29 protein-coding genes are annotated in these 26,578 nt (G+C 69.9%); 10 read left to right on the top strand and 19 right to left on the bottom strand.

Translation table 11 applies throughout. The annotated features are described in order from the left end of the window. Positions 1-202 precede the first annotated feature (202 nt). The 11 genes from JOB34_RS14810 to JOB34_RS14760 all read right to left on the bottom strand — a co-directional run bounded on the left by JOB34_RS14810 (position 203) and on the right by JOB34_RS14760 (position 10,549). Entirely contained in the window at positions 203-1,438 is a 1,236-nt protein-coding gene (locus JOB34_RS14810; RefSeq protein ID WP_208053418.1) for an MFS transporter, read from the bottom strand. A 54-nt stretch (positions 1,439-1,492) separates the two neighbouring features. Beyond that, a complete protein-coding gene (locus JOB34_RS14805) occupies positions 1,493-3,136 on the bottom strand; it encodes a phosphoribosyltransferase family protein (protein ID WP_208053417.1) in 1,644 nt (547 codons plus the stop codon). Beyond that, positions 3,133-3,786 carry an HAD family hydrolase gene (locus tag JOB34_RS14800; RefSeq protein WP_279538964.1) on the bottom strand — a complete coding sequence of 218 codons (654 nt, stop codon included), beginning with the start codon at positions 3,784-3,786 and terminating at the stop codon, positions 3,133-3,135. The genes JOB34_RS14805 and JOB34_RS14800 overlap by 4 nt, the downstream gene beginning before the upstream one ends. A 23-nt stretch (positions 3,787-3,809) precedes the next feature. Continuing rightward, positions 3,810-4,400 (bottom strand): TerD family protein, encoded by a 591-nt coding sequence (locus JOB34_RS14795; protein WP_179478073.1) that lies wholly within the window; start codon positions 4,398-4,400, stop codon positions 3,810-3,812. Continuing rightward, positions 4,397-5,533: a DUF475 domain-containing protein gene (locus JOB34_RS14790; protein ID WP_208053415.1), complete on the bottom strand. Its 1,137-nt coding sequence runs from the start codon at positions 5,531-5,533 to the stop codon at positions 4,397-4,399. Before JOB34_RS14790 ends, JOB34_RS14795 begins: the two co-directional genes overlap by 4 nt. Before the next feature lie 58 nt (positions 5,534-5,591). Then, a complete protein-coding gene (locus tag JOB34_RS14785; protein WP_179478062.1) occupies positions 5,592-6,179 on the bottom strand; it encodes a TerD family protein in 588 nt (195 codons plus the stop codon). 61 nt (positions 6,180-6,240) lie between these two features. Beyond that, positions 6,241-7,218, bottom strand: coding sequence for a hypothetical protein (locus JOB34_RS14780; RefSeq protein ID WP_208053414.1), 978 nt, complete (start codon positions 7,216-7,218; stop codon positions 6,241-6,243). Beyond that, positions 7,215-7,781, bottom strand: coding sequence for a TerD family protein (locus JOB34_RS14775; RefSeq protein ID WP_208053413.1), 567 nt, complete (start codon positions 7,779-7,781; stop codon positions 7,215-7,217). The genes JOB34_RS14780 and JOB34_RS14775 overlap by 4 nt, the downstream gene beginning before the upstream one ends. 13 nt (positions 7,782-7,794) lie before the next feature. After that, positions 7,795-8,313, bottom strand: a complete 519-nt coding sequence (locus JOB34_RS14770; RefSeq protein ID WP_208053412.1) for a hypothetical protein — start codon at positions 8,311-8,313, stop codon at positions 7,795-7,797. A 3-nt stretch (positions 8,314-8,316) separates the two neighbouring features. After that, positions 8,317-9,576: a toxic anion resistance protein gene (locus tag JOB34_RS14765; protein WP_179478054.1), complete on the bottom strand. Its 1,260-nt coding sequence runs from the start codon at positions 9,574-9,576 to the stop codon at positions 8,317-8,319. Between the two features lie 139 nt (positions 9,577-9,715). Continuing rightward, positions 9,716-10,549 (bottom strand): LysR family transcriptional regulator, encoded by an 834-nt coding sequence (locus JOB34_RS14760; RefSeq protein WP_208053411.1) that lies wholly within the window; start codon positions 10,547-10,549, stop codon positions 9,716-9,718. A gap of 70 nt (positions 10,550-10,619) precedes the next feature. On the opposite strand from JOB34_RS14760, the gene JOB34_RS14755 reads away from it, so the two are divergent. Genes JOB34_RS14755 through JOB34_RS14740 form a run of 4 tightly spaced genes read left to right on the top strand, consistent with a single transcriptional unit; the run spans position 10,620 to position 13,654 of the window. Beyond that, complete coding sequence (locus JOB34_RS14755; protein ID WP_208053410.1) at positions 10,620-11,504, top strand: NAD(P)H-binding protein; 885 nt, start codon at positions 10,620-10,622, stop codon at positions 11,502-11,504. A gap of 45 nt (positions 11,505-11,549) precedes the next feature. Next, positions 11,550-12,110, top strand: coding sequence for an NAD(P)H-dependent oxidoreductase (locus JOB34_RS14750; protein WP_208053409.1), 561 nt, complete (start codon positions 11,550-11,552; stop codon positions 12,108-12,110). A gap of 46 nt (positions 12,111-12,156) precedes the next feature. Then, the gene (locus tag JOB34_RS14745) at positions 12,157-12,504 is read left to right on the top strand and encodes a YciI family protein (protein ID WP_208053408.1); all 348 of its coding nucleotides are present in this window, start codon (positions 12,157-12,159) and stop codon (positions 12,502-12,504) included. Between the two features lie 19 nt (positions 12,505-12,523). Next, positions 12,524-13,654: a hypothetical protein gene (locus JOB34_RS14740; RefSeq protein WP_208053407.1), complete on the top strand. Its 1,131-nt coding sequence runs from the start codon at positions 12,524-12,526 to the stop codon at positions 13,652-13,654. Positions 13,655-13,680: 26 nt separating this feature from the next. Here JOB34_RS14740 and JOB34_RS14735 read toward each other — a convergent pair whose 3' ends face one another. Beyond that, positions 13,681-14,469 carry an SDR family oxidoreductase gene (locus tag JOB34_RS14735; protein WP_208053406.1) on the bottom strand — a complete coding sequence of 263 codons (789 nt, stop codon included), beginning with the start codon at positions 14,467-14,469 and terminating at the stop codon, positions 13,681-13,683. Beyond that, positions 14,466-15,515, bottom strand: a complete 1,050-nt coding sequence (locus tag JOB34_RS14730) for an NAD(P)-dependent alcohol dehydrogenase (RefSeq protein WP_208053405.1) — start codon at positions 15,513-15,515, stop codon at positions 14,466-14,468. Before JOB34_RS14730 ends, JOB34_RS14735 begins: the two co-directional genes overlap by 4 nt. 139 nt (positions 15,516-15,654) lie before the next feature. Between JOB34_RS14730 and JOB34_RS17700 the strand changes: the two genes are divergently transcribed. Next, the gene (locus JOB34_RS17700) at positions 15,655-15,960 is read left to right on the top strand and encodes a hypothetical protein (RefSeq protein ID WP_243758180.1); all 306 of its coding nucleotides are present in this window, start codon (positions 15,655-15,657) and stop codon (positions 15,958-15,960) included. After that, positions 15,957-16,577 (top strand): AraC family transcriptional regulator, encoded by a 621-nt coding sequence (locus JOB34_RS18195; RefSeq protein ID WP_347813882.1) that lies wholly within the window; start codon positions 15,957-15,959, stop codon positions 16,575-16,577. Before JOB34_RS17700 ends, JOB34_RS18195 begins: the two co-directional genes overlap by 4 nt. A 30-nt stretch (positions 16,578-16,607) precedes the next feature. Here the strand turns inward: JOB34_RS18195 and JOB34_RS14720 are convergent, their stop codons facing one another. From JOB34_RS14720 to JOB34_RS14710, 3 genes are all read right to left on the bottom strand, one after another. Continuing rightward, positions 16,608-17,450 carry a TrmH family RNA methyltransferase gene (locus JOB34_RS14720; RefSeq protein ID WP_208053404.1) on the bottom strand — a complete coding sequence of 281 codons (843 nt, stop codon included), beginning with the start codon at positions 17,448-17,450 and terminating at the stop codon, positions 16,608-16,610. A 111-nt stretch (positions 17,451-17,561) separates the two neighbouring features. Next, positions 17,562-17,747 carry a hypothetical protein gene (locus tag JOB34_RS14715; RefSeq protein WP_179478034.1) on the bottom strand — a complete coding sequence of 62 codons (186 nt, stop codon included), beginning with the start codon at positions 17,745-17,747 and terminating at the stop codon, positions 17,562-17,564. Between the two features lie 204 nt (positions 17,748-17,951). Then, positions 17,952-18,353: a hypothetical protein gene (locus tag JOB34_RS14710; protein ID WP_208053403.1), complete on the bottom strand. Its 402-nt coding sequence runs from the start codon at positions 18,351-18,353 to the stop codon at positions 17,952-17,954. A 67-nt stretch (positions 18,354-18,420) separates the two neighbouring features. Between JOB34_RS14710 and JOB34_RS14705 the strand changes: the two genes are divergently transcribed. Continuing rightward, complete coding sequence (locus JOB34_RS14705; RefSeq protein WP_208053402.1) at positions 18,421-19,317, top strand: LysR family transcriptional regulator; 897 nt, start codon at positions 18,421-18,423, stop codon at positions 19,315-19,317. A 182-nt stretch (positions 19,318-19,499) separates the two neighbouring features. Here the strand turns inward: JOB34_RS14705 and JOB34_RS14700 are convergent, their stop codons facing one another. From JOB34_RS14700 to JOB34_RS14690, 3 genes are all read right to left on the bottom strand, one after another. Further along, positions 19,500-20,645 (bottom strand): phospholipid scramblase-related protein, encoded by a 1,146-nt coding sequence (locus JOB34_RS14700; RefSeq protein WP_208053401.1) that lies wholly within the window; start codon positions 20,643-20,645, stop codon positions 19,500-19,502. Between the two features lie 89 nt (positions 20,646-20,734). Next, a complete protein-coding gene (locus tag JOB34_RS14695; protein ID WP_208053400.1) occupies positions 20,735-21,916 on the bottom strand; it encodes an acyl-CoA desaturase in 1,182 nt (393 codons plus the stop codon). 49 nt (positions 21,917-21,965) lie between these two features. Beyond that, positions 21,966-23,087, bottom strand: coding sequence for a ferredoxin reductase (locus JOB34_RS14690; protein ID WP_208053399.1), 1,122 nt, complete (start codon positions 23,085-23,087; stop codon positions 21,966-21,968). A gap of 98 nt (positions 23,088-23,185) precedes the next feature. Between JOB34_RS14690 and JOB34_RS14685 the strand changes: the two genes are divergently transcribed. The 3 genes from JOB34_RS14685 (at position 23,186) to JOB34_RS14675 (ending at position 26,391) form a co-directional block, all read left to right on the top strand. Next, a complete protein-coding gene (locus JOB34_RS14685; RefSeq protein ID WP_208053398.1) occupies positions 23,186-24,430 on the top strand; it encodes a PucR family transcriptional regulator in 1,245 nt (414 codons plus the stop codon). A 72-nt stretch (positions 24,431-24,502) separates the two neighbouring features. Then, positions 24,503-25,486, top strand: coding sequence for a cation transporter (locus JOB34_RS14680; RefSeq protein ID WP_208053397.1), 984 nt, complete (start codon positions 24,503-24,505; stop codon positions 25,484-25,486). 98 nt (positions 25,487-25,584) lie between these two features. Next, positions 25,585-26,391, top strand: coding sequence for a hypothetical protein (locus JOB34_RS14675; protein ID WP_208053396.1), 807 nt, complete (start codon positions 25,585-25,587; stop codon positions 26,389-26,391). The last annotated feature ends 187 nt before the right edge of the window (positions 26,392-26,578 follow it).

The raw sequence follows: 26,578 nt of genomic DNA, 5'->3' as shown, positions 1-26,578 counted from the left end.
GCTCGCACCGGACGCGATCCGTGCCGCGACACCGGTGGCGTCGTCCTGCCCGAGAGCGTCGTCGGTGAAGGCGTGCACCCGCTGCGTCGTGGTCTCCATCCGCTCAAGCTACCGGTGAGTACGCCGTCGTGGGCCTGGTTCACCGTGGCACAGGTATGACCGAGAGCCACAGGACGTCCTGTGGCTCTCGGTCATACCTGTGTCACGGTGCGGCGCGCCAGGTGTCCGGACGCCCGAGCGCCACGACCTCGCGGTCGGTCAGCAGCGGCACGAGGCTGAGGAAGAGGAAGACCGACCCGGCGAGCATCGAGCCGACGTCGCCCAGGGCGATGATGAGGACACCGGCCACCGGAGGTGCCAGGGGCGCGAAGCCGAGCGCGACCAGCCCACTGGCGGCGTTCACCCGGGCCTGCAGGTGCTGCGGAGTGGCGTTCGAGATGTAGGCCGAGATGGCCGAGTTGTTCGCCGGGAGCAGCAGGAACCCAGCCGCGAAGAGCGCGCCGGTCACGAAGACGTTGATGGTGAGACCCATCGGCGCCACGAGCAGTGCGAGTGCCAGGCCGGTCACGATCGTCAGCAGGCCGCTACGGAACCGGGCGACGATCGTGGGCGCGATCACGGCACCGAGGAGTCCTGCAGCGGCCGCGCAGGTGTCGACCAGCCCGATCGCTGCCGGCGTCACACCCGCCCGGACCAGGCGCAGGGTCACCGCCGTGAACACGTATGCCATCGCGAAGTTGAACAGCCCGCCCCACAGGAGCACCGACCGTACGACGTGGTGGTGCCAGACGAAGTGCACGCCCGCACGGGCGTCGGTCAGCAGGGAGTTGCCGGTGGGTGCATCGGAGCGCAGATCGGTGCGCAGCCGGCTCGCTCCGGCGGCGTACGCCAGGTAGCTGACGGTGTCGACCACGAACGGGACGCTGCGGGCGATCGAGTAGAGCGCGCCGCCGAGCGGTGGGCCGACCAGGCTCGCGACGTGGTCGCGCGCCTGCAGTCGGGTGTAGGCCAGCGGCAGCTGTTCGGGCGGGACCACCTGGCGCACCGAGGCGGACGAGGCCGGGGCGAGGAACGAGTCGGCCAGTCCGAGCACGAGGCCGGCGATCATCAGATGGGTCAGCACGAGGTGGCCGAGCAGCTCCGCGGCGGCCAGACTCGCGACGGCGAGTGAGGCGGTCAGGTTGGCGAGGACGATGACCCGCCGCTTGGCCCACCGGTCGACCAGCGCGCCGGATACCAGGCGGCCGGCCAGCTCTCCGACGAGCACGGACGTGGCCGCCACTCCCGCGAGGAGCGTGGACCCGGTGAGGGCGTAACCGATGAGCGGGAAGACCAGGCCGGTCATCGAGGAACCGATGGAGGATGCCGTCTGACCGAGCAGCAGGACCATGAACGCGTGGTTGCGGTGCAGCGGCGCCGGCTGTCCGTCGATGCTCATGCAGGTCAGCCCCCTCTCGACCGTCGCCGCAGCCTACGAGATGGCGGCTCCGGGTCAGTGCCGGATCGCGGCCAGACCGCGCAATCGCCGTACGCCGTCCGCGAACTGCTCGACGTCGGCGAGGTGGTCGGCCTCGATCGCGTCGCCGACCCATCGCAGCACCTCCGGAGGCGCCTGCTCGACGAACCTCACCAGTTCCTCGGGCGGCAACCGGAGCACCCGCCGGCACACCCTGGCGTTGGGCACGAAGTCATCAGCTCGCACGATCGCCAGCAGGTCGTCGAGCCCCTCGACCGCCGCGGCGTTCAGCATCGACTCCAGTTGCGGTGCCGTCGCGAACGCGGCGGCGTCAACCAGGTAGAGGTGGTCGATCCACCGCGCGCCTGCCGCGGTGAGGCAGGCGTTCATCGCGCGTTCGTGGGTACCGGTGACGCGGATGTCGTCCAGGGCGACCACGAGCTCGCCGCGCAGGTCGACGCTGTCCTCGACGTACATGCAGTCGTCGCGCAGCGCGGCGTCACGATCCGCCGGGCTCATCGCCGCGTAGTCCCCGGGCGTGCGACCCGAGCGGTGCACCCGCAGCTCCCGCACCTGCAGCCCCGGCACCAGCTCCGCGAGCGCCGCGACGAACGGGGCCACCAAGGCGGCCGCCGCCGGCGGGACCGCGGCGTATCCCGACCCCGTCACCCAGACGCGCGGGGTGGAGGACAGATCGTGGTGGTCGGCGTACTGCTGTGCGAGAAGCCGCGCGAATCGGGCTGCGACGGAACCGCTCCCGTGCTTGAACCGGCTGTACGACGCCGCCCCCACCGGGCTGTCCTCGCCGGGGAGCGCCGTGTCGCGGGGGTGCAGTCGTGCGAGGGCGTAGCGGAACTCGCCCAGTCCTGCCCGCAGCGTCGCGACCCCGGGTGCGTACGCGTCGGCGAACGCGGCACCGGTGGCGAGCACCCCGTCGTACATCTGCAGGAGCACCGGCTGCGGGCAGCGCGCGACGAACTCGGCCAGGTCGGGGCTGGCGAGCGCGAACTTCAGGAAGCGGATGGTGAGGCAGAAGCGGTCGGCCTCGATCGCGGGGAGCAGGTCCAGCGGTGACTCGACTGCCGTGTGGTTGAGGACCCGCTCCACATAGGGAGCGGCGGCCAGCTGCGGGGTGCACACCGCGACGTACGCCGGCAGCACCGTGACGGGCTCCGCACTCGACAGGGCGGACACGATCGTCTGCTCGGCCAGCCCGGTCACCCGCACGTCGTCGACGACCACGGCGACGCACCCGGCCAGCGACTCGCGCACCTCGAATCCGATGCCGGCCAGCTCCGCGCGCCGCTGCTGCTCGCTGGAGGCGGCGTAGTCGCCGGCCGTGACCGAGTCCTTGCGCACGTGCACCAGACGACCCGGCGGAAGCCCGCGGGACGCGCGCGCGTCGTCGACCACGGCCAGCGCCTCGGACGCGAGATACCAGCACGCGGGAGGCACCGCGAGATACGCGACGGGGAAGACGGGCACGGCGTCGGCGAGCAGCTCGTCGCCGTGCTCGTGCAGCAGGTGCCTGCCGAGGCGCACTCCGAGCCCGTGGATCGCGGCGCCGTCGCCGTGCTTCATCAGCGAGTACGCCGTGTGGTCGAAGTGATCGTGCGCGTCGAGGGACCGCACATCGTCCGGAGTGCCCGTGAGGGTCCAGAGCGCCGTCGGTGTCGTCACAGGCATGCCATCGTCTGCAGCCGCGCCGCGAGCGCCACCCCGTCGGGCTCGACGAGCAGGGTCTGCAGCCCGGCGGCCCGGGCTCCCTCGACGTCGGCGACAGGGTTGTCGCCGATGTGCAGGACCTCTCCAGCGGGCAGACCGACCAGGCCCACCGCGACGTCGAAGATCTCGCGCGACGGTTTGGCGGCTCCCACCTCGTTCGAGAAGACCATCCCCAGATCATCGGCGAAACCCGCGAGCCGCAGCAGCTTGCGCATCAACTCCCCCGGAAGCATGCCGGTGTTGCTGGTCAGCACCACCGGCATCCGCTCGGCGACCGCGCCCAGCAGACTCGGCAGCGAAGGGGTCAACGGCCGCGGCGGGTGGGCCGACGCGAGCTCGGCCTGGCGTGCCAGGAGGTACGCCGATCGGTCACCGAGCCCGGCAGCATCGACCCCCAGCCGATCCAGCACGAGCCCCACCCGCTGGTCGAATCCGACGTCGCGGCCGGTCGCCATCGCCAGCTCGTCGCCGTCCCGGTCGGCCGTGCGCAACGCGACGTCGAAGTCACCCGCGGCGACGCCCGGAGCCAGCGCGGACCGCAACATCTCGTTGCGCGCCGGCTTGAACGACGGGTCGCTGCCGATCAACGTGCCCCAGATGTCCAGGCTGAGGGCGCGCGGGTGCTGGCTCAGATCGCCGAGAGGGCGAGCGGCACCAGTTCCTGCGCCACCCGGCCCTGACCCGGCTGACCGATGGCGGTGAAGCTCCAGCCGGAGCCGGAGCGGGTCAACTTGGCCATCACCATGGCGGTGTGCGGCCCCGTGCCCGTCAGCTCGTAGCGGACCAGCTCGGTGTCGCCCGCAGCGGAGTCGACCGCGCGGACGAAGGCGTTGTCGATCTCGGTGAAGTTCTCGCCGCTGTAGGAGTTGACCACGAAGACGATCTGCTCGACCGATCCCGCGACGGCCGGCAGGTCCACGATGATCGACTCGTCGTCGCCGTCGCCGGCGCCCGTGCGGTTGTCACCGGTGTGCTGGATCGAGCCGTCGCTCGAGCGCAGCTTGCCGAAGTAGACGATGTCGAGCACGTTGCCCGCGCCGATCAGGATGGCCGAGGCGTCCAGATCGATGTCGCGCTGCACCTGCTTGCTGCCGCCGAACAGACCCTTCTTGGTGACGATCTTCGCGTCCCAGCCGAGGCCCATCCGGACACGCGTGAGCGATCCGCCGTCCTGCTTGGCCAGGTTGACCGACTGGCCCTTGTTCAGATTGATCGTCATTGTTTCGATGCTCCGTTCACGGCAGACGCCGGTGTCTGGTCGATGGATTCGGTCCTGTGCTGGTCGTGGTCGTCGCGCTTCTTGTTCTCGCGCACCGAGGTGAGCCAGGCCGCGAGGATGAAGGCGATGCCGGTGCCGCCGATGACGACCTCGCCCAGGTGGAACTTGATGGTCAGGATCAACATGACGGCCAGTGCGCCGATGGCCCAGTGGGCGCCGTTCTCCAGGTAGCGGTATTCGGCGAGAGTGCCGTTGCGCACCAGGTAGACGGTCAGCGAGCGGACCGCGAGCGCCCCGACGCCGAGGCCCATGGCGATGATGATCGGGTCCGGGGTGATCGCGAAGGCCCCGATGACGCCGTCGAAGGAGAACGTCGCGTCGAGCACCTCCAGGAAGAAGAAGAGCGACAGCGCGGCCTTGCCGGCGAGCAGGATGGTGCCGCGGGCGTTGGTCTGCTGCTCCAACTGCTCGTCCTTGGCCGCCTCCTGGTCCTCCATCACCGAGGACAGACCGTTCACGGCGAGGTAGAGCACGATGCCGAGGACGCCGGAGAAGAGCACGGTCGCCTTCTCCCCGCCGGTGGTGAGGAACTCGGCCGCGACCAGCAGTCCGATGCCGGCCACGATGACCCCGAGCATGTCGAGGGCGCCGATGCGCTGCAGCGCCCGCTCGATCGGGCCGAGCCAGTGCACTTCCTTGTCACCGTCGAACATGAAGTCCAGGAAGAGCAGCAGCAGGAACATCCCGCCGAACGCCGCGATGGCCGGGTGGGCCTGGTCGAGGATGTAGCCGTAGGTGCCGGGGGTGTTGTGGTCACCCCGCTCAAGCGCGAGATGCACGGCCTGCACCGGGCTGATCTGCCCGGAGAGGCAGACGATGACGAACGGGAAGATCAGCCGCATGCCGAAGACGGCGACGAGCACACCGACGGTCAGGAACATCTTCTGCCAGAAGTCGTTCATCTTCTCCAGGTACTTGGCGTTGACCGCCGCGTTGTCGAAGGAGAAGACGATCTCCAGCACGATCAGGATCGCAGTCAGGGAGACCGCGTCGACCCCGTCGTAGAAGAAGGCGATGACGAGCACGACCGCGGCGACGACGAAATCGACACGGAAGTGTTTGAGCGTGGACATGAGGTCCCTTCAGGGAGTGGGAGGTACGACGGTGACGGCCGTCGTACGCCGGGGCGTGTCAGCCCGCGGAGATGCCGAAATCGGAGATGACGCCGGCCAGGCCGGAGGAATACCCCTGCGCGACGGCGCGAAACTTCCACTCGGCGCCGTTCTTGTAGAGCTCGCCGAAGATCAGCGCGGTCTCGGTGGAGGCGTCCTCGCCCAGGTCGAAGCGCGCGCCCTTCTCGGCGTTGTTGGCGTCGTCGGCGTCGAAGAAGCGGATGTAGGCGTCGGAGACCTGCCCGAAGTTCTGCGCACGGGAGTCGGCCTGGTCGATGGAGGCCAGGAAGACGATCTTGGCGACGTCCGGTGAGACGGCCGCGAGGTTGACCACGATCTGCTCGTCGTCCCCGCCGCCCTCGCCGGTGCGGTTGTCACCCTGGTGGTTGACCGAGCCGTTGTCGCCGGACAGGTTGTTGTAGAAGACGAAGTCGAGGTCGGTGCGCACCTTGCCGTCCTGGCCGCAGATCAGCGCCGAGGCATCCAGGTCGAACGGCGCGCCGTCGGTCGTCCGCGGGTCCCAGCCCAGCCCGACCACGACGTTGGTCATGCCGGGGGCTGCCTTCGCCAGTGAAACGTTGCCGCCCTTGCTCAAGCTGACTGCCATTGCCGATTCCTTCGTCTCAGATCGATCACCGCGGGCCCACGAACGACGAGAGCCCCCTGCCTCACACCAACGGGGTCGCGGGGTCGCGCCACGTCAGATCCGTATAACCGTAGGCCCCGCACACCTGTTGCAACGTCCCGGAAAACGGATCCAGTTCCGCCCGCAGCACAAGTCGTCCCTGGACGACGTACGCGGTGAGCAGCGCCTGGGCGCCCAGGGTCGCCCTGACCGGCAGCGGGATCTCCATTCGGGAGCCGCCGTACGTCGTGACCACGAGCGTGCCGCCGGGTAGTCGGGGCGCGACGGCGACCACGAGCAGGCGGGACAGGGACAGGATCCGGCGCAGGTCGATCTCGACGCCCTGGCCGCCGCAGCGCACCATCGGTCGCCGTGGGTCCGGGCCCTGCCGGTTCAGGGTGCCGAGCACGATCGACTCCTCCCGGTCGATGGTCTCCAGCACGCACCCGAGGTCGAGGTGCTCGCCCGCGCCGAGGGCAGGTTCGATACGCAGTCGCCCGACCGCGGACTGCATCCGGGTGAGGTGGACCAGCCGGTCGGCTGCGCTCAGCACCCGGCGCTCGTGCTCGGTGATCGTGGGCAGCCGCAGGTCGTAGGGCCGCTCCCTGGTGTGCCTGCTCATTGGCGCGACCGGCCGGCGGGGTGCCGAGGTGTCCGGGGCGGCCGGCCCGTCGCCGCCCAGGTCGAGGGAGGTGCTGGAGGCGGACGTCGGGGTGGGAGCGGCCGGTTGATCGCCACCGAGATCCAGGGAGGTGCTGCTCGCCGCGGGGGGCGGGGTGGACGGGGTGGATGCGGTCGGTGCGTCGAGGTCCAACGACGCGGTCGGAGCCGGCGTCGGCGCCGGCCGCTCTCGTCCGGGGCGCACCGAGCGCCCGGACAGGAAGTCGGCGACCGCCGTACCGGCCGGTGCAGGGGTCGGGACCGCGGAGGCCTCGGATGCGGGCGAGGCTGCGGGTGCGGCAGCCGGTGCCGTGGGCCGGACCCGGCGACGCAGGTAGGGCAGGTCGGTGCGGGTGGTCACAGCGAGACGCCGAAGTCCTTGGCCACGCCGGCGAGTCCGGTGGAATAGCCGGCGCCGAGCGCCTTGAACTTCCACTCCTCGCCGCGCCGGTAGACCTGCCCGAGGGCGACGGCCGTCTCGCTGTCCAACCCGGCGGCCAGGTCGACCGTCTGCACGAGCACACCGCCACCGTCGAGGTTGAGCACCCGCAGCGTGCACCGGCGCAGCTGCCCGAGGGTCCGGCGACCGGTCACCCCCTCGTTGACGTAGACGACCACCACGATCCGGTCGACCTCCGGCGGGACGGCACCCAGCTCGATCTCCAACTGCTCGTCGTCGTCGCCGAGCGCCTCCTGTAGCTGCGCGGTCGACAGGTCGGCCGACACGAGCTGGTTGAAGTAGACGACGTGGTCGTCGGACAGGGCCTTGCCCCGCTCGTCGCACAGGATCGTCATCAGGGTCAGCGCGTCGGCGAGCACCCGCTCGGGGCCGGCGTCCCAGTCGACGCCGACCACGACGCCGCGAAGACCAGGATTCTCTTTGGTGAGAGAGGCGTTCGCGCCCTTGGGCAGGGCGGTCACCATGCTGTCGCACCGTTCACAGGTCGAGCTCCGAGCCGCCGAACTTGTCCTGCAGGAACCGGCCGTGCACCTGCAGCGCCTGCAGGTCGCGTTCGTTGCTGGCGGCCGCCAGGTCGCCGACGCTGGCGCGCAGGGTGGTGAGCTGCTCCACGACCGCGTCCGTGGCCGCGTGCACGGCCGGGTCGCCTGCGGCGCGCACGGCTCCGATGTAGCTGCGGATCGATCCCGGCACGTAGTCGGTCAGAACGGCGTGCACCGCCACCCGCACACCGATGTCCAGGCGATCGACCTCCGGGGAATCCAGCACGCTCGCAACGGTATCCGTCACGGCCCGCGCGAGCACCACCGCGATGGGCGGCAGGTCGCCGGCGCTCGCGTTGATCTCCAGCACGAGGGCCTGGGTCTGCTTCCTCAGAGCCGGCACGCTGTCGTCGTGCTCCCGGGCAGCGCCCGGACCCGGCCCCGTGGAGGCGGCCGGGTCGCGGTGCTGCCCGGGCTGCTGGTCCGGCTCGAAGAGCCGGGAGAGCAGACCCACGGCTCAGGAGCCGATCTGACCCTGCGAAGGCTGGCCCCCGCCGAGCTGCGCACTGGTCGAGGCGTCCATGCCCTGGGAGCGCATCGAACGCTCCAGGTAAGGCTTGGCGCGCTCGACCTGGCCCTGCAGCGCCGTGATCGTCTGCGCCATGTTCGCCGTGGCCTCGGTGCGGAAGGTGTCGATGGCATCCATCGTCTGGAAGACGTTGTCGAACGCCCGCTGCAGCTTCTCCACCTCGACACCGCTGCTCGCGGCCTGCTGGTTGATCTCGGCACCCTGCTGCTTCAACTGCAGCGAGGTCGACTCGATGAGGTTGGAGGTGGTGGTGTTGAGCGAGGTGATCTGGTCCAGCACGAGCTTCTGCTGTGCGAGCGCCTGCGACACGATGACCGCCGTACGCAGTGCGGCGACCGTCGTCGTCTGCGCCCGGTCCACGCCGCGGATGAGCTCCTGGTTGTTCTTGCGCACCAGGTCCAGGGCGAGGTAGCCCTGCACCGACACGGCCATCTGGGTCATGATGTCCTGCCGCCGCTGACGCACCGCGAAGAGCACGTCGGACTTCATGGTGTCGGCCTCCTCGGTCTTCCCGGCGGCCTGCAGCTCGGCGATCTTCTGCTCGATCGCAGTGTCCAATGCCGTTGCGAGCTGGTTGTATTCACCCAGCTTCTGCATGGCCTGCCACATGTTGCCGCGCTCCATCTCGATGGAGGCGTTGTCCTTGCGCAACTCGTCCTGGCCGGAGGCGAGCGCCCGGATGATGGCGTCCAGGTGCGACTGCGCGGACTGGTACTTGGCGAAGTAGTTGTCGATCTTGCTCCCGCCGGGCAGCCACTTCAGGACCTTCTTCATGCCCTTGAGGTCCGCGCGGTTCGGGTCGAGGTCGGTGACGGTGCGGCGCAGGTCGATCAGCGTGCCGCTGACCTTGCCCTGCGGGCTGGTCTTGTCGCCGGACGAGGCCGCCGGACGCTGCAGCATCCGGTTGGAGACCTCCGAGGAACGCCGGATGTCCGAGTCGCCCATCAGCACGATCGAGTTGACCTTCTCGGTGAACGCCGGTGCCTTCATGTCCATCGAGGTCAGCTCGGTCACGAAGGACTGCGCCTTCTTCTCGATCTCGGTCTGCGCCTCGGGCGCGACCTTCACGGCCTGGACGGCCTGCTGCTCCTGGACGACGGGTGCGGGGGCGGGCGCTTCGAGCACCAGCGCGTCGGGCGCGGGCGTCTCGGGTGTGCGGCCCTGGCCACTCAGATCAAGTTCGGACATCTTCGGTGCCTCCTCTGGGGGGCGTTGTCACCGCCCCCGAATCATTACCCACTCTAGGTAAGACGCTTCGCGGGCAACCACGGGTTCCGCCACGACGTTCGTCATGACTTCGATCCGATCCCCTCAGCGGGGCTCCCGGTCAGTCGACGGCGGCGAGCCGGGTCGCGGCAGGGGCGAGGGTGCGGGTGGCCACGGCCAGGAAGTCCTGCACCCGGCGCTCGCGCCTGCCCCGCGGCACGACGAGGCAGGTCCGCACGTGCTCCGCGTCGGTGACGGGACGGTGCACGAGGTCCGGACGCAGATAGGACTGGGCCACGCTCAGCGGCACCACGGCGATGCCGTCACCGGAGGCGATGAGCTCGAACTTCTCCTCGGCCGAGGAGGTACGGCGTGCGTGCGCGTCGAGGATCCGCTCCCCTTCCAGCTCCGCCAGGGTGAGGCTCCTGCGCCGGGCGAGCGGGTGTGACACCGGCAGGCAGGCCACCTTGGGCTCGGTGCCGATCGGCACCGACCGCAGCCCGGTCTCGTCGAACGGGCGCCGCAGGTAGCCGATGTCGGCCCGCCCGTCGCGTAGCGGGACATCCTGCTCCCACCACTTGAGCGGCAGCAGCGCGATCTGCACCTCCGGGCTCTGCACGGCGTACGCGCGCACCGCATCGGACACGTGCAGCCCGGTGGCGAAACCGACCACCAGTCGGGCCACCCCGCGATCGGCCTCGTGCACCCGTCGGATCGACGCGTCGACGGTGGCGAACACCGAGAGTGCCTCCTCCTGCAGCTGCCGCCCGGCGGCCGTGAGTTGCACACTGCGGGTGGTCCGCGTGAGCAGGGAGCACCCCAACTCCTGCTCGAGCGCCCGGATCTGCCGGCTGAGGACAGGTTGGGCGATGTAGAGCGACTCCGCGGCCCGTCCGAAGTGACCGTGCTCGGCCAGCGCCGCGAAGTACCGCAGCTTGCGAAGGTCCAGATCCATGCCTTCAGGGTATCAATTAGTCGGCAATAGGTATTGGACGTCCGGGTCGAGGTGCCCGCACCGTTGACCCATGATCGTGATCACGACGCCCACGGGCGACATCGGTAGTCAACTGCTCCAGCACCTCGCCGCGAGCACCGAGGAGCTGCGCGTCGTCGTCCGCGACCCCGCTCGGCTCGCGACCGGCGTGCGCGACCGGGTCGAGGTCGTGCAGGGGTCGCACGGCGACGCCGAGGTGGTCGACCGCGCGTTCGCCGGCGCCGATGTGGTGTTCTGGCTCGTGCCCCCGGACCCGGCGGCCGCCAGCGTGGATGCGGCCTACACCGGCTTCACCCGGCCGGCGGCGGAGGCGTTCACCCGTCACGGTGTGCGGCGGGTCGTCGGCGTCTCGGCGCTCGGCCGGGGCACGCCGGTCGCCGGCCGGGCCGGGCTGGTCACCGCCACCCTCGCGATGGACGACCTCATCGCCGGTACGGGCGTCGCCTACCGCTCGCTCGCCAACCCGGGGTTCATGGACAACCTGCTGCGCCAGGTGGACTCGATCCGCGACCGAGGGGTGTTCACCGACGTCGTCACGGCCGATCGGCGCACGCCCATGGTGGCCACCCGGGACATCGCCGATGCCGCTGCGCGACTGCTGCTCGACACGACATGGTCCGGCGTCGGCACCGTCCCGGTCCTCGGACCGAAGGACCTGTCACCGCAGGACATGGCGGGCACGATGTCCGAGGTGCTCGGTACGCCGATCCGTTACGAACGGGAGTCCTACGAGGCGCAAGCCGCCAGGATGTCCTCTTACGGGGTGGGTGCGGCGTTCGTCCGGGGTATGACCGACATGATGAGCGCCAAGGAGGCTGGGCTGGACGCCGGCGTGGCGCGTACGCCTGAGACGGCGAGCCCCACCACCTTCCACCAGTGGTGTGAGCAGGTGCTGAAGCCGGCCGTGTCGGGCTGACCGATCCACCCCGCGCCGGGTGTGCGGGGTCCTACGCTCAGGGTCATGAGTGCCCTGCGGATCGCCGTCGTCCTGTGCAGCACCCGCCCCCAGCGGGTCGGTCCCTCCGTCGCGAAGTGGGTGATGGACCAGGTCGCGGAACGGGACGACGCGACGTACGAGCTGGTCGATCTCGCCGACCAGGGTCTGCCGTTGCTCGACGAGCCGGAGCCCGCCTCGTCCCAGGCGTACACCAAGGACCACACCAAGGCCTGGTCGCGCAAGATCGCGGGCTACGACGGTTTCGTGTTCGTCTTCCCGGAGTACAACCGCGGTCTGCCCGCGGCGTTCAAGAACGCGCTCGACTTCCTCTACGTCGAGTGGAACGACAAGGTCGCCGGCCTTGTCTGCTACGGCTCCAGTGAGGGACTGCGCGCGGCGGAGCAGCTCAAGCAGGTGCTCGGGGAGCTGCAGATCGCGACCGTCCGCGCGCAGGTGGCCATCTCGACGTACGACGACATGGAGGACTACTCGAAGATGGCGCCCCGGCCCTACCAGGCGGGCAATCTCAACTCCATGCTCACCCAGCTCGTCCGCTGGGGCGGCGCCCTGAAGACGCTGCGCTGACCGCCTCGCCGGACCACTCGAACCCATCGCGAAGGACGTGCCCCGCATGAAGTACCTGATGATGGTCGTCGTCGACGGCGATCCGGACACCTCGGACGCCCCGGAAACGGGTATCGACGATTGGTTCGCGCAGGTGGACGGTCGCGGTCAGTGGGTGATGGGTGAGCGGCTGCGCCCACCTTCGACCGCGAAGTTGGTGCGCGTGCGCGACGGGGAGAGGATCGTGACCGACGGGCCGTTCGCGGAGACCAAGGAGTGGCTCGCCGGTTTCGACATCCTGGACTGCGCCACTCTGGACGACGCCGTCGAGGCCGCGGCCGCGCACCCGATGGCGCGCGGTGGTCGCATCGAGTTGCGCGAGTTCTGGCCGTTCGAGGGCGACGACGACGCATAACCGTCAGGGGTGACGACACATGCGCAGGTGGCGGGCTCACGCCGCGCTCACCGGCGCGATCCTCGTGTCGGTCGCGGCGTTGTCCGCCTGCAGCGGGTCGTCGACGAGCGGCCCGATGTCGGCCGATCCCGGGTGGTCGCGGGTGTCCCTCACCGGTTCCCCGGACGTCCTCACGTCGACGACCGAGGGCGTGCTGGTCGGCACCTCCGGTCGCGACGGCACGGCCGGGATGTCGCTGGCCTCCTCGACCGGGTTCATCACGACTGTCGCGCTGCGGCCGATCTCCGGCTACGCCCGCACCGCCCGGTGGTTGCAGTCCGCCGTGGGCGAGCCCGGCATCCTGGCCGTCGGTGGCGCACGCGGGGGTGCGCACGGCAACGTGCGGTGGACCGTGTGGCGGGCACCGCGGACCGCGGTCGGCTTCGGCACCCTGACGGAGACGCCTCAGACCTTCGAGACCTTCGGCGGCCTGCAGGCCGGTGACCTGGTCGGCACGGCGTACGCCGGGTCCGACGCGCTCATCGTCGGGTCCTGGGTGGGAGCGCACGGCCTGGACGTGACGACCTGGCACCCGCAGGGCAGCACGTGGCTCCGCGACCCGCCGTCGCCCGTCCTCAAGAACACCGCGTCGATCCTGAAGTCCGCCGCCGCGGTCGGTGCGTTCGGCGACCGGTTCGTCGTCGTCGGCGACCTGCTCGACCTCGATCACGGCATGACGTCACATCCCGTCGTGTGGCTGAGGGCGGCGGGCGGCGGCTCGTGGACGGAGCACCGGATCGCGATCACCGGGCACGCGCGCGCCGTCGGGTGCTCCCTGCAACGCTGCGTCGTCGTCGGCGTGACCGCCGGGGGTGCAGCGCGCGCGTGGCAGCTGCAGACCGATGGATCCGTCACGTCGATCGGATTGCCCGAAACCGTCACCGGCGACAGTGACATATCAACACCGGTCGTCACTTCGGATAGTACGACGATCGCCCTTCCGACACGCTCGGGGTCGCTTCTCGTCCAGGTCTCCCGCAGGAGGACGACCGTGCTCCGGACTCCGCCGGGTAGTCCCCTCGCCCTCGCAGCCGACGGCGCACGGCTCTATCTCGCCACTCGGACCACGTTTGGCTCCATCCAGCTGTGGCGCAGCCTCGCGTCACCCTGACTGTGGCCCCAGGCCGGTCAGGCGCCTCAGACCGCCGTATAACCGCCGTCGGCGACCAGGACGGTCCCGGTGATGAAACTGGCGGCGTCGCTGGCCAGGAACACGGCGCTCGGAGCGATCTCCTCGGGAAGCGCGAAGCGTCGTTGCGGCGCGTCGTCCACCCAGTGCTGACGGAACTCCGGACGCCAGTGACGACGTAGCTCGGGCCGGTCGGCAGGCACTCCGTCGGCTTGCACGTACCCGGGAGCTATGGCGTTGACCCGGATCCCGAAGCTCGCCCATTCGACGGCGAGCGACCTGGTGAGGTGGTGGACCGCGGCCTTCGACGCGTTGTACCCGGCCTGGAACTGCGGCCGATTGACGATCAGTCCGGAGATGCTTCCGACGTTCACGATCGAGCCGGACCCGTGCGCGCGCATCACGTCCGCCACGATCGTGGACGTCTTCCACACGGCGCGGACGTTGAGGTCGAAGACGCCTGCCCACTGGTCGTCGGTCAGTTCGGACGACGGTGCGTGATGACAGCGCCCGGCATTGTTGACCAACACGTCTATTCGACCGTCGAACGCGTCCTCCGCCTGCGCGACCATGGTGTCCACCTGGGCGTCGTCGGTGACGTCGGCCGTGATCGGCACCAGCTCGTAGCCGGCCCGCGCAGCCTCGGCGGCGACGAGTCTGTTGGCGTCTTCGCGCCGCCCGGAGAACGCGACCCGGGCACCGGCGGCGGCGAGCGCGAAGACGAACGCCCTGCCGAGCCCCTGGTTGCCGCCCGTCACCAGGGCGGTCCTGCCGGTGAGGTCGAACGGGGAGGTCACCGCGACCGCTCACTGCCGAGATCCCCGCCCGGGGGTGGGCCGCCGACATGGGGCGCGACGACGGCCTTGAGCGCCTCCGGGTCGCGCCGGCCGATGGTGAGGGCGTCCTCGGTGTGCTCGAGATCGAATCGGTGGGTGATGACGTCGCTCACCCGCACGGCTCCCGAGGCGATCAGGTCCAGCGCGAGCGGGTAGGTGTTGGCGTACCGGAAGATACCGGTGATGCGGATCTCTCGGCCCTGCAACAGCGGGACGTCGATGGTGACGGAGTCGGCGCCCATGCCGACCAGCACGAGGCGTCCGGCGCGAGCGAGGGCGGACATTCCGGCCGTCACCGCCGCCTGGGCACCGGAGCACTCGATGACGACGTCGTAGTCCCGCTCGAAAGGCTGCCCCGACCGATGAGCGGTGAGACCGAGTCTGTCGGCCATCCCGCTTCGGAACTCGCTCACGTCGCTCACCGTCACATCGACGCCGCCGAACGCTCGGGCCACCTGCGCGGCGAACAGGCCGACCGGTCCGGCACCGGTCACCAGGACCCGATCACCGGCGGTGATCCGGGCCTTCTGTGCCGCCCAGATCCCGACCGAGACGGGTTCGGCCATGGCGGCCTGTTCGAAGGTGAGGCCGCCGGGGACGGGATGGGCGAAGTCGGCATCGATGGCCACCACACGGCAGATCGCGCCGTCCACCGGCGGGGTGGCGAAGAACGAGACATGCGGACACAGGTTGTACCGCCCTGCCAGGCACTGCTCACAACGCCGGCAGGGCACTCCGGGTTCGAGCGCGACCCGGTCACCCACGGCGCGGTCGGTGACCTCTGCACCGATCGCGACCACCACACCGGACGCCTCGTGCCCGATGACCATGGGCTGCTCGACGACGTACGGGCCGATCCGCCCGTGCTCGTAATAGTGGACGTCGGAGCCACAGATGCCGACGGCGCGCACCTCGACCAGCACCTGGTGGGGATCCGGGACGGGGACCGGTCGCTCCACGATCTGCACGTCCGAGGCCGCCGTGAGTACCGCACTGAGGTTGCGCATGGGTCGTCCTTGTTCGAGGGACCTCTGCCAGTCACCTGGGAACTTCGACTTTACGAAGGGGTCGTGCCGTGAAAAAGATCCTGCCAAGACCTCTGGTGATACTTTCTTGCCACCGCCGAGGAGCACCGGAGAAGGCGCTGTGAGCACGGACAGACGACCGCACCCCACGCCCAGCGCCATCGCGCGCCGTCTCGCCACCGCCCCTGCAGCGCGCGAGGTCGTGCCCCTCGACCCCCGCCAGTCCGTCCGATGGCACATGCACGGCGTCCCGAGCCCCTACTCGCGGTGGAACTACCACCCCGAGTACAAGATACACCTCATCCGCTCGGGCACCGGCCGCTACATCGTCGGTGATCACATCGGCACGTTCACCGCCGGACAGTCGTCCTGGTCGGCTCCAACCTGCCGCACCACTGGATCAGCGACCTCGCGCCCGGTCAGGTGATCGACGACCGCGACACCGTCCTGCAGTTCCACCCCCACTGGGTCGACCGGTGCCAGGACATCCTCCCGGAGCTGGCGGAGGTGCAGACCCTGCTCAAGAAGGCGGCGCGCGGCATCGAGTTCCGTGGCAGCACCGCACTCCGTGCCGCCGACGAGCTCGAAGCCATCGGCGCGCAGCAGGGCTCGCGTCGGTTGGGCCACATCTTCGAGCTCCTCGGCGTGCTCGCGGCAGCGCCCGACGACGAACACCGCACCCTGACGAAGGAGTGGCTGCCGCCGTTGCGCGATGAGGATGCCGCCGACACCATCGACCAGGCCCTGACCTACATCGTCGAGCACCTCACCGACGACGTGCGCCTCGCGGCAGTGGCGCAGCTCGTGGGGATGTCGGACTCGGCGTTCTCGAAGTACTTCAAGCTGGTCAGCGGCCAGACGTTCAGCGACACGGTCCAGAAGCTGCGCCTCTCGCAGGCATGCAAGCTCCTGGTGGACACCGACGTGCCCGTCGCGTCCGTCTCACACCGCGTGGGATACACCAACCTGTCCAACTTCAACCGACAGTTCCGCGCGCACTACGACGTCACGCCGCGACAGTTCCGTCAGGAGAACCGACGCTGAGCTGCCGCGCCCGCACGGTGCGCGGCGACCTCAGCGGCGGGCGTCCAGACGCTGCTGCAGCGATTCGTGCAACAGGACGGAGCCGGCGATGGCGGCGTTCAGCGAGCTCGCCTCACCCACCATCGGGATGCTGACGATCGCGTCACACGCCTCACGCCAGACCCTGGCGAGCCCGCGGGTCTCGTTGCCGACGACCAGCACCGTCGGCACCGCGAAGTCGACACCCCGCACCCCGAGGTCGCCCCCCTCATCGGTGCCCAGCAGTTGCACGCTGCTCCCGGCGGAGCGCAGTGCCCGGATCCGGTCGAGCACCGGCTCCGGACCGTCCGCCCGTACGGTCGGCACGGTGAAGAGCGAACCGGTGCTGGCACGAACGGATTTGGGATCGTACGGATCGGCAGCATGCCCGGTCACGACGAGACCGGACCCGCCGAAGGCGTCGATCGAGCGCAGCAGAGTGCCGACATTGCCCGGGGTGCTCGGCCGATCGAAGACCACCGTGGGGGCGTATGCCGACGGGTCGGCGCGGGTCAGGTCGTCCGGGGGTATGGCGACCACGGCCAGTAGCTCGGCCTGCCCCTCGTCCTTGCCCGACAGCTCGGCGAACAGCTCGGGCTCCAATTCGTAGCGCCTCGCACCCGGGCGGCCCCACGTGTCCTGCGCCCACCGCGACGGCTGGCCGCCGGCCGGTCGCAGCACGTCCGTGACGTGCCAACCCGCTCGCACGGCCAGGGTGATAGGGCGCACCCCCTGGACGACGAACGCGCCTGCGCGGTGCCGCTTGGTGCGGTTGCGCAGCAGGGTCTCCCAGTGCTGGAACGTCGCGTTGCGGCTACCGACGCGCACGGGTCGCAGCGCGGGGTCGGCTCGCATGCGCTCACGGTAGTGCCGCGGCGCGCCCGCCCCATCCCCCGCACGCAAAAGCGGACACCCAGCGGCCGAGGGCCGGCCGGAGTGTCCGCGTGCTGACGCCGAGGGATCGGCTCAGATCTGGCGCATGTACGCCCGGTTTGCGTGACCGTTGCCGTGCAGCTGCTCACGCACCGAGCGCCAGATGGAGCGGGTGGTGCGCGGTGCGGTCTCCTCGGTGGTGGCATACGCCAGGTCGCCGAGCATGCGGGCGTGGTCGCGGTCGTCGATGGGGTTGAAGTCGTTGTAAATGGGTCGCATGGCAGTAATAGTTCCATTTCGAACTAATCACGACAAGTCTAAAAGACTGCATGACTCTTCAGTGAGACTGAAGCGTTGCGGGGCGTGCCGGAGGTCTGCCGTAAACCGTTGCGCTGCAATGCTTCCCATGCATTCTCTCGCGCGAGGGACGGTTACCCGGTCGGTCGCCGGGGCCGTGGTGTGGCCGACTTCACAGACCACCGTTCAGTGCGCGGGGCGCAGGCCCGTCCGGGGTGCGTCGGAGGGTCGGGTCGACCCCTCGCGCACCGCGGACGGCGGACGCCGCGCCTCGACATCGGCGCTCGCTTCGTGGGCCATGCGCACGGCACCGTGCGCGCCATTGACCCAGTCCGGGCCTTCGTAGACCCAGGGCCGGTTGATCCGATCGAAGCGTTCATTGGCTTCGGCGATCCCGTCGAAGACCTCCCTGACCGCGTGCACCGCCGTGCGGACGCGAGCGAGCACCGGGTGGCGGGGCGCTGAGGGTGAGGTGACAGGCCGGCCGGACCGGGCGCGTACGCCGTCCAACTCCTGGCTCAGACGCTGCGCGTCACGATCGATGGGGCCGTGGTTGCTGTAGTCGATGTTCATGTATCCCAGCGTCACGCCAATGACTCTTCAGCACAAGCGATTGTTATTGATGCACCGTGTAGTGCTGCTGTAGAGTTGAGGAATGCTCGATGTCAACCGTCTCCGGGTGTTCCGCGCCGTCGTCGCGAGTGGGTCGGTGCAGGCCGCCGCTCTCAATCTCGGCTACACGCCGTCCGCCATCAGTCAGCACGTCAGCGCACTACAGCGCGAGACCGGGCTGCAACTCTTCGAGAAGTCCGGTCGCGGCATCAGTGCGACGCCCACGGGCCGGGCACTCGCAGCGCAGAGCGACGAGGTGATGAACAACCTCGCCCGCCTCGACGGCGTGGTCGACGATCTGCGTGAGGGCCGCACCGGCACGCTCGCGATCTCCTGCTTCGCGTCGGCCGGTGAGCAGTGGATCCCGCTCGTCGCGCGGTCGCTGCAGCGGGACTTCCCCGACGTGCAGTTCACCGTCGACCTCAACGAGCAGCCGTCCCCGACCGGTCCGGGCAGGCCCGACATCGACGTCCGCACCGAGCAGCCCGAGGACCCGCCGACCCGGGTCAACGGCTACACCCGATACGAGCTGACCGAGGAGCCGTACTGGGTGGTGTTCTCCAGCGACAATCCGCTGGCCGAGTTGAACGTCGTGCCGATGTCCGCACTCGCGGACCACCGGTGGGTCATGGACAACCAGGACGACGACGTCTGCGGCCGCATCGTGCGCGGCGCGACGCGTGCGGCCGGTTTCACGCCCCGCTACTCGGCGCAGACCGTCGACCACCACACCTCGATCGCGTTCGCAGCCGCGGGTATCGGCGTCGCGGTCATTCCGCAGCTCGCGCTGGGAGTGCTGCCCGCCGACGCGTGTTCGCGCCCCATCGCAGACCCGGCCCCGCGGCGACGGATCGTGGTCTTCGTGCGGGACAACGCCAGCGCCAATCCGGCCGTCGCCCGCACCCTGCAGCTGCTCCGGGACATCACCGCGCCGGTCTGACTCGGTCGGTCGCGCCGTCCGCCCCGCTCGTGGCTGTAGCGCTCGCGACATGGCGTTTTCTCACGGCCTCGACCGGGGATCGATCGGCCCGCTGCCCTTGCACGGGCGCCGCGTGGGCCCATGTGGGCGGGCCAGCTTAGGTACGGGCGCCGCGTGGGCTCTCGTGGCTGCGCAGCGGCGACCTAGCGGCTGTCCTGCTTCAGGGCCGTGTCGATGGTGAGCGCGGCGGCGATGCAGAGCGAGCGCAACGGGTCGGGCATGTCCTGGTGCAGGTGCACCACGTAGTTGTCCGCCGTGGTGAACATCGTGGTGAGCAGCCCCTCCCAGGTCTTGGTCACCCGTGCGACCTCGGTGCCGGACGCGTCCAGCATCGCGAAGTTCCAGGCCCGCCAGTTCTCCGCGTTGAGCGAACCCACCTCCGCGCCGCCGGCCAGCAGACCGAAGCGGATCTTGCCGAAGACGTTCTGCTGCACCAACCGGCCGATCTCGGACCCGTTCGGCGCCTCGACCACGATGGTGGACTTGAAGACCTTCGCAGGCCGGGTCAGCCGCAGCAGCACCTGCCCTGCGTTGTCGCGCACCTCGAGCCGGTGGGTCAGGAACTGGTCGTAGTTGGACAGCAGCCGGACCGCCTTCTTCATCCCGCTCTGACCGACCTCGACCACCGCCCCGAGCTGCGACCCGTCCTGCGCGTAGACGGCGTACTCGTTGGTGATCTCGATGATCTTGCGCTTCTGGCTCACCACGAGCACCGGCTCGGTGAACACGTTGCGGCCCTGCTCGGCGTGCCGTCCGTCGACCGGTCCGCTGACCTGACCGCCGAAGGACCGGTCGCCGTATCCCTGCGCGATGGAGTCGCCCCACCGGCGCACCCGGCTCTCACCCGGGAAGGAGTCCGGCTGCTGCGGCGCGCCACCCTGCGGGTACTGCTGAGACTGCTGGGGATTGCCCTGTTGACCGTACGCGGGCTGATGGGTCTGCTGCTGTGCGTAGGGGTCGTGCGGCTGCTGCTGGCCGCGCGCCTGTGCCGTGTATGGATCGTGCGGCTGCTGCTGACCACCCTGCCCGCCGCGCGCCTGCGCCGCGTACGGGTCAGCCGTGTCACGCCGGGGAGCCGCGCCCTGTCCCGGCAGTGGGGCCGAGTGCGACCCGCTCTGCTGGCCCTGCTGATGTCCGCTCGATGTGCCGGGGTAGGGCATCGCCTGCGGCGCCGGTTGCTGAGGCTGTGCGGGCTGGGTCTGATGCGTCCACGAGGTGCCGTCCCACCACCGCACCTGCGTCGGGTCGAGGTTGTCGGGATACCAACCGGGAGGGGTCGCGTTCGTCATACGGCATGTTGTCACGCACCGGACGCACAGGTGGGGTCGTTGCGCGCTCTATACGGCGCGCAACGACCCCACCGGTGAGGGGTGACGGCTCAGGCAGCAACCTCGCCGGTGTCGACGCGACGCGACGGCAGGGCGGTCGGCGCGACCGGCTTGCGGCGGCTCGGGAACTTGACCTTCGCGGCGATGTGGTTGGGCAGCGAGAGGCGGATGACCTTCATCCACGCGGACGCGACCTGCTTGGGCAGCGGGCCGCTCGTGTACTGCAGGCCGTAGCGCTCGCAGATGTCGCGTACCTTCACCGAGATCTCGGCGTACCGGTTGCTGGGCAGATCGGGGAAGAGGTGGTGCTCGATCTGGTAGCTGAGGTTGCCGGTGGCGATGTGCATGGCCTTGGAGCCGGAGATGTTGGCCGAGCCGATCATCTGACGCAGGTACCACTCACCGCGGGACTCGCCCTCGATCGAGGTCTTGGTGAAGGTCTCGACGCCCTCGGGGAAGTGCCCGCACATGATGACCGAGTGGGTCCACAGGTTGCGTCCCAGGTTCGCCACCGCGTTGGACATCAGGGTCTTGCCCCACGAGCCGGTCGGCGCCGCGAGCAGCGGGTGGATGACGTAGTCACGGGTCATCTGGTTGCGGACCTTCTGGCCCACCTTGCCCAGGTCGCGCTTGAAGACCGCCTTGTCCTTACGGCCCTTCATGTACTTGCCGAGCTCCAGATCGTATGCCGCGATGCCGTACTCGAAGAAGCAGGCGTTGATGAAGTTCCACACCGGCTGGCCGAGGTAGAACGGCACCCACGGCTGGTCCTCATCGACCCGCATGATGCCGTAGCCGAGGTCGTTGTCGCGGCCGAGCACGTTCGTGTACGTGTGGTGCAGCTCGTTGTGCGAGTGCTTCCACAGGTCGGCCGGGCTGGCGTTGTCCCACTCCCAGGTGGTCGAGTGGATCTTCGGGTCGCGCATCCAGTCCCACTGGCCGTGCATGACGTTGTGCCCGATCTCCATGTTCTCCAGGATCTTGGAGACGGTCAGGCCGGCGGTGCCGAGCGCGAACGCCGGCTTGTACTTGCTGAAGAGCAGCACCGCGCGCGAGCCCAGCTCCAGCTTGCGCTGCACGTCGATGGTGCGACGGATGTACGCCGCGTCCTTGGCACCGCGGGACTCGATGATCTCCGCGCGTACGGCGTCGAGCTCCTTGCCCAGGCTCTCGATGTCCTCCGGCGTCATGTGCGCGACCGGGTTGTGTTCCTTCTTCTGCAGAGCGGTCATGAGCTGTCCTTCCGTGGTGCTGTGGGAAATCGTGGGTCGTGTGCGGTGATCAGAGAACGAGGTCGCAGCGCCCGGCGGCGGCCGAGATGCAGGTCTGGATGAGGATGCCGTCGCCGGGGGTGGCCGAGGTGACCTCACCGGTGCGCAGGTCGCGCACGGAGCCTTCGCGCATCGGCAGCACGCAGCCGTAGCAGATGCCCATCCGGCACCCCGACGGCATGAGCACGCCGGCTTCCTCGCCGATGTCGAGGATCGGCCGGGCGCCGTCGCACTCGATCTCACGGTCGGTCTTGGTGAAGTAGACGGTGCCGCCCTCACTGCCTTCTCCCAGCCCCGCCATCGCCGGACGGAACCGCTCGGTGTGCAGTCGGTGCGCGTGCCCCGCCTGCTCCCAGTGCCCTTCGAGCATCTCGAGCATGCCGGCCGGGCCGCAGGCCCAGGTCTCGCGCTCGCGCCAGTCGGGCACCAGCGCTTCCAGCTCGTCGGTGTCGAGCAGGCCGTGCTCGTCGGTGTGCCGCTCGACCAGGGTGATCCGGTCGTTCGCACCGAGCTCGCGCAACTCCTCGGCGAAGATCACGTCCTCCGGACGCGGGGCGGAGTGCAGCAGGATCACGTCGTCCAGGTCTTCCACCGCGTGCCGCAGGATGCCCATCACCGGGGTGATGCCGCTGCCGCCGGTGAGCAGCAGGATCTTGCTCGGGAGCACCTCGGGCAGCACGAACGCGCCGTCGGCCTGCTCCATCTGCACGATCTGGCCGACCTTCAGCGACTCCACCAGGTGGGTGCTGACGGCGCCGCCGGTGATGGCCTTGATGGTGATGGCGATGCAGCCGTCCTCGCGCGGACCGGAGGTCACGGAGTACGCGCGCCACATGCGTACGCCGTCGACGTCGACGCCGATCCGGATGTACTGCCCGGGCACGTGGCCGCGCCAGGTGCGACCCGGGCGCAGTACGACGGTGGCGGCGTCCTGGGTCTCGGCGACGACGTCGACGACCCGGGCGCGCAGCACGGTGGAGGTGCGCAGTGGGTCGAAGAGGTCGACGTAGTCCTCGGGCAGCAGCGGCGTGGTGGTCGCCTTGAGCAGCTTGAAGGCACGCGAGCGCCACCCCGCGCCGGGGGTGCGCCCGGTCGCGTCCTGCCTGGGGCCGTCACTGAGGAGATGTGCCATATGAACACCATGCCTGCCGGGGAGGGACAATTTCTTATCCGGCCAACGTGAATCAGACCAGCGGTATTGTTCGCAGAGAACAACGAGATGAGGTACGCATGCCTGATATCCCGGTCGACCACATCCGTTCGGGACCTCGTGCGCCGCTGCGGTTCGAGCCAAACGTGGTGGCCTCGCTGCAGGCCCGGCTCCCTGAGTTCGCCGAGGACTGTGTGGACCAGATCTTCGCGGAGGTGCCGGAGTACGCGCGCACCTCGAGCGGGGAGCTGCGCGGCACCATCGAGCTGGCGGTGCAGGCCGCGCTCGGCGGGTTCCTGCGGATGGCGACCGGTCCGCGCCGCGGCGACCCCACGCCGCACGCGGGGGCTCTCGACGGCGCGTACAAGCTGGGCGCCGGCGAGGCCCACAGCGGTCGCCCGATGGACGCCCTGCTCTCCGCCTACCGGATCGGCGCGCGCGTCGCCTGGCGCGAGATGTCGGCGGCCGCGGTGGCCGCGGGCCTGGACGCCGCGATGACCGCGGAGTTCGCCGAGCTGGTCTTCGCCTACATCGACGAGCTCACCGCCTCCAGCGTCGAGGGCCACGCGAGCGCGCTGGTGCAGCAGGACCGGATGGACGAGCGGCGCCGTGAGCGGCTCGGATCCGCGCTCATCGCCGGCCGTGCCGAGGAGGTGGTGCGCGAGTTCGCCTCGCGCGCGCAGTGGACCCCGCCTCGCCGGTTGAGCGCCGTCGTGCTGCCGTCCATCCGGCTGGGCGCGGTGCTGTCGGCGCTCGGCCCCCACACGCTGCGCGCCGGCGAGGAACCGGGCGACGCCGGCGGTTCCGAGCGCACGGTGCTGCTCGTCTCCGACCGGCGCGGGGCCCTGCGGGTGCTCGCCGACCGCGAGGCGTACGTCGGGCCGGCGCGTCCGTGGCTCGCCGTCGCGGCGTCGTACGAGCGTGCCGTACGCGCCATCGATGTGGGCCTGGGACGCGGCGCGGGCACTGTGGTGGACACCGAGGAGCATCTGGCCGACCTCGTGCTCGCCTCGGCACCCGGGGAGCTGGACGACCTACGCGCCCAGGTGCTGGCGCCGCTCGGCGAGCCGGGCGACGCGGCCTACGAACGGCACGTGGAGACGCTGCGCTCGTGGCTGCTGCACCAGGGCCGACGCGACGACGTGGCCCGCGACCTGCACGTGCACGCGCAGACGGTGCGCTACCGGATGGGTCAGGTCCGGGAACTGTACGGCGACCGCCTCGCCGACCCGGACACCGTGATGCAGCTGCTGCTGGCGCTGCACCCCTCGCCGACTCCGCCTGCTCCGCCCTCGTCGGGGGGCGGGGACAACACCGAGGGGTAGGGCTGTATCCCCACCCCTCGTGCATTGCTCCACCCCCGATGGGCAGGCCGCGCACGCCGTACCGTCCAGGGTATGACGACCACCACCGACGACACAGTGAGCGCAGCCGCAGACGGTGGTGGCGGGGACAGCCTCCGGACGGTGCTGATCGCGTTCGCGGCGAACATCCTGATCGCGGTCGCGAAGTCGGTGGCCGCACTGCTCACCGGATCCGCGTCGATGGTCGCCGAGGCCGCGCACTCCTGGGCCGACTCCGGCAACGAGGTCTTCCTGCTCATCGCCGAGAAGCGCGGCGCGAAGCAGGCGGACGAGGCCCACCCGCTCGGCTACGGCAAGGAGGTCTACGTCTGGTCGATGTTCGCGGCCGTCGGGCTGCTCACCGCAGGAGCCGTGGTCAGCATCTGGCACGGCTTCCAGCAGCTCGGCTCGCACGAGGAGGCCGGCAGCTACCTCATCAACTACATCGTGCTGGCCGTCGCCTTCGCACTCGAGGGCACGTCGTTCCTGCAGGCGCTGCGCCAGACACGTGGGGTGGCGCGCAAGGCCGGGCTGCACCCGCTGCGCTACGTGACCCGCACCTCCGATCCCACGCTGCGGGCGGTCTTCTTCGAGGACGCCGCCGCGCAGCTCGGCCTGTTGATCGCCGCCGCGGGCGTCGGCCTGCACCAGCTCACCGGCGATGCGAAGTACGACGCCATCGGCTCGATCCTGGTCGGCGTCATGCTCGCCGTCGTCGCCGTCTTCCTCGTCAACCGCAACCGGGAGTTCCTCGTCGGCGAGGCCATCGGCGGGGCCGTGCGCGATCGGGCGCTGCAGGCGCTGATCGACAACCCGGCGATCGAGCGGGTCACCTACCTGCACCTGGAGTTCGTCGGGCCGCAGAAGCTCTTCGTCGTGGCGTCGGTGGATCTGGTGGGGAACGACCGGGAGTCCGTGCTCGCCGTACGACTGCAGGAGGTCGAGGACCAGGTACGCCGGCACCAGATGATCGAGCACGCCGTGCTGTCGCTCTCGCTGCCGCAGGAGCCGTCGCTGCATCCTGCGTCCGTCAACTGACAGGCTCAGCACAGCTGTTCATAGTGCACGGCCCATCGGACCCGCGCACTGTGTGCTGGTCAGCGGGCCTTGCCCGATTCCGTCCGAAAGGCATGTCCATGCTCCGCAAGACGAAGATCATCGGGGGTTCGACCCTCGCGGCAGCAGCAGTAGTGGGGGTGGCCGTCCCGGCGTACGCCACGTCGACCTCGGCACCCCCGGCACCGACGCCGTCCACGGCGGCCAAGGGCCCCGCGGCGCACATGCGCCACGGGATCGGCCTGCTCGGATTGACCCCGGCGGTCATTGCCAAGGATGCGGGCACCGACACCGCAGGCCTCGCCGCCGGACGCAAGGCCGGCAAGACGTTGGCCCAGATCGCCGAGAGCCACGGCGTCTCCCGAGCGACCCTGCTGTCTCGCCTGGACGCCACCGCCGACGCCCGCATGGCGAAGCTCATCAACACCAAGCTCCCGGAAGGTGTACGCGGCCCAGGGCCGGCCGGTGCGCCGGGCAAGGCGGGCACCGCCAAGCCGACGCCGCCCAAGGCAGGGACCGCGAAGCCGGCACACCCGGGCAAGGGTCCAGGTAAGTGGGGTGGGCCGCACGGTCCGCGCGGCTGGGCGCACCGGCACGGCCTCGGCGCCGACTACAAGAGCCTGGCAAGCGTCCTGAAGCTGACCCCGGCGCAGTTGACCGCCGACCTGCGCAAGGGCGAGACCCTCCAGCAGATCGCCACCGCGCAGAAGGTCAGCACGGTCACCCTGCTCACGGCCCTGGACAAGGACGTGAACGCAGAGATCGCCAAGGCCGTGGACCGGGTCCCGGGCGCCAAGCCGCCGGCCGCGAAGGCTCCGGCTGCCAAGCCGCCGGCCGCAAAGGCCCCGGCGACCAAGGCCCCGGCTACCAGCGCTCAGGGCTCCTGAGCGCCGCGCACCACCCAGCGGTGCACTGACTGACGCAGTCGAGGACGAGTGACGCAGGTCGACCTGCGTCACTCGTCCTTTTGCGACGTCAGCTCCCGTCGGCGCCTATCAGGGCCGCGAGCCGTTGGACGGCGAACTCGTACCCCTGGGTGCCGCAGCCCACGATCACTCCCGCTGCGATGTCGCG

Source organism: Allobranchiibius sp. GilTou38 (assembly GCF_017565325.1).
In the GTDB taxonomy this organism is placed as follows: Bacteria; Actinomycetota; Actinomycetes; order Actinomycetales; family Dermatophilaceae; genus Allobranchiibius; species Allobranchiibius huperziae.
Note: the sequence above shows the minus strand (reverse complement) of the source record. Positions and strands in the feature narration are given on the sequence as shown.

What these genes read in the sequence shown, in the direction of transcription:
- JOB34_RS14755 (WP_208053410.1), top strand. Translation starts at nt 10,620, where the DNA reads ATGATCGTGATCACGACGCCCACGGGCGACATCGGTAGTCAACTGCTC.
- JOB34_RS14810 (WP_208053418.1), bottom strand. Translation starts at nt 1,438, where the DNA reads ATGAGCATCGACGGACAGCCGGCGCCGCTGCACCGCAACCACGCGTTC.
- JOB34_RS14775 (WP_208053413.1), bottom strand. Translation starts at nt 7,781, where the DNA reads ATGGTGACCGCCCTGCCCAAGGGCGCGAACGCCTCTCTCACCAAAGAG.
- JOB34_RS14715 (WP_179478034.1), bottom strand. Translation starts at nt 17,747, where the DNA reads ATGCGACCCATTTACAACGACTTCAACCCCATCGACGACCGCGACCAC.
- JOB34_RS14750 (WP_208053409.1), top strand. Translation starts at nt 11,550, where the DNA reads ATGAGTGCCCTGCGGATCGCCGTCGTCCTGTGCAGCACCCGCCCCCAG.
- JOB34_RS14680 (WP_208053397.1), top strand. Translation starts at nt 24,503, where the DNA reads ATGACGACCACCACCGACGACACAGTGAGCGCAGCCGCAGACGGTGGT.
- JOB34_RS14760 (WP_208053411.1), bottom strand. Translation starts at nt 10,549, where the DNA reads ATGGATCTGGACCTTCGCAAGCTGCGGTACTTCGCGGCGCTGGCCGAG.
- JOB34_RS14785 (WP_179478062.1), bottom strand. Translation starts at nt 6,179, where the DNA reads ATGGCAGTCAGCTTGAGCAAGGGCGGCAACGTTTCACTGGCGAAGGCA.
- JOB34_RS14795 (WP_179478073.1), bottom strand. Translation starts at nt 4,400, where the DNA reads ATGACGATCAATCTGAACAAGGGCCAGTCGGTCAACCTGGCCAAGCAG.
- JOB34_RS14675 (WP_208053396.1), top strand. Translation starts at nt 25,585, where the DNA reads ATGCTCCGCAAGACGAAGATCATCGGGGGTTCGACCCTCGCGGCAGCA.
- JOB34_RS14720 (WP_208053404.1), bottom strand. Translation starts at nt 17,450, where the DNA reads ATGCGAGCCGACCCCGCGCTGCGACCCGTGCGCGTCGGTAGCCGCAAC.
- JOB34_RS14740 (WP_208053407.1), top strand. Translation starts at nt 12,524, where the DNA reads ATGCGCAGGTGGCGGGCTCACGCCGCGCTCACCGGCGCGATCCTCGTG.
- JOB34_RS14685 (WP_208053398.1), top strand. Translation starts at nt 23,186, where the DNA reads ATGCCTGATATCCCGGTCGACCACATCCGTTCGGGACCTCGTGCGCCG.
- JOB34_RS14690 (WP_208053399.1), bottom strand. Translation starts at nt 23,087, where the DNA reads ATGGCACATCTCCTCAGTGACGGCCCCAGGCAGGACGCGACCGGGCGC.
- JOB34_RS14695 (WP_208053400.1), bottom strand. Translation starts at nt 21,916, where the DNA reads ATGACCGCTCTGCAGAAGAAGGAACACAACCCGGTCGCGCACATGACG.
- JOB34_RS14700 (WP_208053401.1), bottom strand. Translation starts at nt 20,645, where the DNA reads ATGACGAACGCGACCCCTCCCGGTTGGTATCCCGACAACCTCGACCCG.
- JOB34_RS14705 (WP_208053402.1), top strand. Translation starts at nt 18,421, where the DNA reads ATGCTCGATGTCAACCGTCTCCGGGTGTTCCGCGCCGTCGTCGCGAGT.
- JOB34_RS14790 (WP_208053415.1), bottom strand. Translation starts at nt 5,533, where the DNA reads ATGTCCACGCTCAAACACTTCCGTGTCGATTTCGTCGTCGCCGCGGTC.
- JOB34_RS14730 (WP_208053405.1), bottom strand. Translation starts at nt 15,515, where the DNA reads ATGCGCAACCTCAGTGCGGTACTCACGGCGGCCTCGGACGTGCAGATC.
- JOB34_RS14765 (WP_179478054.1), bottom strand. Translation starts at nt 9,576, where the DNA reads ATGTCCGAACTTGATCTGAGTGGCCAGGGCCGCACACCCGAGACGCCC.
- JOB34_RS14745 (WP_208053408.1), top strand. Translation starts at nt 12,157, where the DNA reads ATGAAGTACCTGATGATGGTCGTCGTCGACGGCGATCCGGACACCTCG.